The sequence below is a fragment of the Amycolatopsis sp. NPDC059021 genome (genome assembly GCF_042739895.1).
In the GTDB taxonomy this organism is placed as follows: Bacteria; Actinomycetota; Actinomycetes; order Mycobacteriales; family Pseudonocardiaceae; genus Amycolatopsis.
This window is the reverse complement of the sequence record NZ_JBHYIQ010000006.1, coordinates 1-3768: the sequence shown is the minus strand read 5'-3', so window position 1 is coordinate 3768 and position 3768 is coordinate 1. Positions and strand designations below refer to the sequence as shown.

The 3768-nt window shown below is 69.3% G+C and carries 2 protein-coding genes; both read left to right on the top strand.

Annotated elements, in window-relative coordinates; translation table 11 throughout:
• Positions 1-708 precede the first annotated feature (708 nt).
• The gene (locus ACFWX1_RS04630) at positions 709-1977 is read left to right on the top strand and encodes a YeeE/YedE family protein (RefSeq protein WP_378383819.1); all 1269 of its coding nucleotides are present in this window, start codon (positions 709-711) and stop codon (positions 1975-1977) included.
• A 188-nt stretch (positions 1978-2165) separates the two neighbouring features.
• Positions 2166-3710, top strand: coding sequence for a DHA2 family efflux MFS transporter permease subunit (locus ACFWX1_RS04625; RefSeq protein ID WP_378383817.1), 1545 nt, complete (start codon positions 2166-2168; stop codon positions 3708-3710).
• The last annotated feature ends 58 nt before the right edge of the window (positions 3711-3768 follow it).

The following is a 3768-nucleotide window of genomic DNA, read 5'->3' as shown; positions in this document are numbered from 1 at the left end:
CTCCTCGCGCCCGTACCCTCACAACCCCCCACTACCCTCACGCCGACCCTCCTCCCGCCGCCCCCCCGCGCACATAGCCGCGCCGCCCCCCCCTCCGGCTTTTATGGGGCTGGACGGTGCTTTCCGGGGCCTCGCGTGTGCGGGCTGTGGTGTGCCGAGGGACGCCCTTGCTGCGTTGGGTGTGACGGGGGCGTCCCCCGGAACGCGTGTTGGGCGGTTGCGAGGTGTCGCGAACGACGCGATGGGGACGTTGAGCGTCGCGAACGGCGCGTTCGGGACGTGCGGGTGGCGAGTGTGCCGGGGGCGCCTTTGGTGCGTTGGGTGTGACGGGGGCGTCCCTCGGATCGCGGGTTCTGATGCTGGGCGGTTGCGGGGTGTCGCGAACGACGCGATGGGGACGTTGAGTGTCGCGAACGGCGCGTTCGGGACGTGTCGCTTGGCGCGGGCCGGGCTGGGTCGCGCCGTGCGGACGTCGTGAATGGCCCTTTCAGGACGTGCGGGCGGGCGGTGTGCCGAGGGACGCCCTTGGTGCGTTGAGTGCACCGAGGGCGTCCCTGGGTGCCTCGAGCGCACCGAAGGCGTCCCTCGGATCGCGCCGAAGGCGTCGGCTTTGCTCCGTTCGTCGCACTCTGTGGGACGGGCTGTATCGGCTCGACTACCAGCCCTAACCTGAGTTTCCCGATCAGCCCGATCTGCCGTGGAGTACAGGTGGCGACAACCGAATCCCCAGCCGGTGCCAAGAAGTTCCTCGACTTCCCGACGTCGTGTGCCGCCCCGCAGCCGAAGCCGGAGGAGCCGGTCCGGGTGATCCCGCTCGCGGTCGCGGGCGTGCTCGCGGCCGGGCTCACCGCGTACGTGTGGGCGAGTCACGGCGCGAAGTTCGGGGTGCTGCTGCTCCTCGGGCTGTTGCTCGGGCTCGCGTTGTTCCACTCCCGCTTCGGATTCACGTCCGCGTGGCGTCAGCTGATCGCCGTCGGCAACGGGCAGGGACTGCGCGCCCACGCGCTCCTGCTAGGCACGGCGGCGACGCTCATCGCGCTGATCGCCGGCACCGGATCCGGCTTGTTCGGCAGCAAACCGGCGCCGACGGCGGGCGCGCTCGGGTTGTCGCTCTTCGTGGGCGCGACGGTCTTCGCGATCGGCATGCAACTCGGCGGCGCGTGCGCGTCCGGCACGTTGTTCGCGGTCGGGTCGGGGCAGTCGACGATCGTGCTGACGCTCGGCGGGTTCATCGCCGGGTCGGTGCTCTACACCTGGGCGTACCCGGTGCTGTCCGGCTGGCCGGAGTTCAAGGGGATCCTGCTCGCCGACCACGTCGGCTGGTTCGGCTCGTGGGCGATCACGGTCGCGGTGCTCGCGGTGATCGTGCTGGGCACCAGGGCCGTGCAGAAACGGCGCACGCCGCCGCCGGCCGACGTGGTGCCGACCGCGCGTGGCTTCGCCAGGGTCTTCCGCGGTTCGTGGCCGATGCTCGTCGGCGCGCTCGTGCTCGGGGTGCTGGCCGCCGCGGTGTTCCTGGTCTCCGGCGGGATCTGGGGTGTCACCAGCGCGTTCAGTCTGTGGGGCGCGAAGATCCTCCAGGTGTTCGGGTTGCACCCGGAGCACTGGGAATTCTGGCGGCTCAAGACGAACGCGGCCTCGCTGAACACGACCATCTGGAAGGACAAGACCAGCCTCACCGACATCGGGATCATGATCGGCGCCGGGGTCGCGGCCGCGGCGGCGGGCGCGTGGAAGATCCACAGCTCGATCCCGTGGCGGACGGCCCTCGCGGCGGTGCTCGGCGGGATCCTGATGGGCGTCGGCGCGCGGATGGCGGGCGGCTGCAACATCGGCGCGTACCTCGGCGGGATCTCGGTCGGCAGCCTGCACGGCTGGCTGTGGGGTGTTTTCGCGCTGGGCGGCACCTGGATCGGCATCCGGCTGCGGCCGCTGTTCGGGCTGGCGAACCCGGTCCCGACCGACAGCGTCTGCTGAATTCGTCGCGGAAAGCGAGCACCGCTGCACAGGGGGTGTGTTTCCGCAAGGGTTTTCTTGCCCCGAGCGAAACTGGTTGGCAAAAGCAAGTTCCCATCGACTACCCTCGGTGGCGAAAGCAGGGGGATTCGGGCCTATGCCGGATTTGCGCCTTCGCACTCACCAAATAATGGGGACGGTTCTTCCGCATGAGTTCGCAAGCTGCCCCGGCCGCGCCCGGCGCCGCCGATGACAAACTCGACCGCGACGTACTGAAGGTCGCGGTGGTGGTCGTCGCGGGCGCCATCATGGCGATCCTCGACGTCACGGTCGTCAACGTCGCCATGCAGAAGCTGATGCTTCAGTTCACCACGTCGTTCGACACCATCCAGTGGATCGCCACCGGGTACATGCTCGCGCTGGCGACGGTCATCCCGATCACCGGCTGGGCGGCCGACCGCTTCGGCACCAAACGGCTCTATCTGCTGGCGATCGCGTTCTTCCTGATCGGGTCGATGCTCGCCGGGCTGGCGTGGAACGTCGAGTCGCTGATCATTTTCCGGGTGGTGCAGGGCTTCGGCGGCGGCATGCTGATGCCCGCCGGGATGACGATGCTGACGCGCGCCGCCGGCCCGCAGCGGATCGGCCGCGTGATGTCCGTGATCAGTGTGCCGATGCTGCTCGGCCCGGTCTGCGGCCCGATCCTCGGCGGCTGGCTGGTCGACGCGGTGAGCTGGCGCTGGATCTTCTACATCAACGTGCCGATCGGCGCGATCGCCATCCTGCTCGCGCTGAAGCTGCTGCCCAAGGATTCGCCGGAACCCTCGCAGCGCTTCGACTTCCCCGGCCTGCTCATGGTTTCGCCGGGTCTCGCCGCGCTGATCTTCGGCGTTTCCCGCATCCCGGAGGCGGGCGGCGTCACCCACATCGCGGTGTGGCTGCCCGGCCTCGCCGGCCTGGTGCTGCTGGTCGCGTTCGCGCTGCGCTCGATGCGGATCGCCAATCCGCTGCTCGACATGGGCCTGTTCCGCAACAAGGCGTTCTCGATGTCGATGCTGACGATGGCGGTGTTCTTCATCGGCATGATGGGCTCGATGCTGTTGCTGCCGACCTATCTCCAGGTGGTGCGCGGAGAGTCGGCGCTGCAGTCCGGGTTGCTGATCGCACCGCAGGCGCTCGGCGTGATGATCACGATGCCCCGGGCGGGCAAGCTGGCCGACAAGATGGGCCCGCGCAGGCTCGTGCTGCCCGGTGTGGCCGTGATGGTGCTCGGCATGATCCCGTTCACGATGGTCACCGCGACCACCTCGTTCTGGGTGCTGCTGCCCGCGCTGTTCGTGGTCGGGCTCGGCATGGGTCTCACGATGGTGCCGGTGATGTCGGCCGCGCTGCAGCAGCTGGAACTGAAGGACATGGCGAAGGCCTCCACCGCGACCAACATCCTTCAGCAGACCGCGGGTGCCGTCGGCTCCGCGGTGATGTCGATCATCCTGGCCGCGTTGCTGGCCGGGAAGTTCGGCGTGCCGACCAGCCAGGGTCAGGTCGCCGCCACCGTCGCGACGCAGAACCCGGCCACGCACGACGCCGCGGCGTCGATGGCCTCCGACGCCTTCGCGACCACCTTCGTGTGGGCGCTGGTGCTGATGGCGGCGAGCATCATCCCGGCGTTCTTCCTGCCGCGCAAGGCCCCCGCCGCGCCGTCCGCCCCCACCGGCTCCGGCGAAGAGGCCGCTCCACCGGTGGTCGTCCACTAGCGACAAGTGCTCGAAGGTCCGTGGGGGCCTCCTTGAGGGACTCTGGGTCCCTCAAGGA

Coding starts and splice junctions, on each gene's coding strand:
- ACFWX1_RS04625 (WP_378383817.1), top strand. CDS start 2,166: ATGAGTTCGCAAGCTGCCCCGGCCGCGCCCGGCGCCGCCGATGACAAA.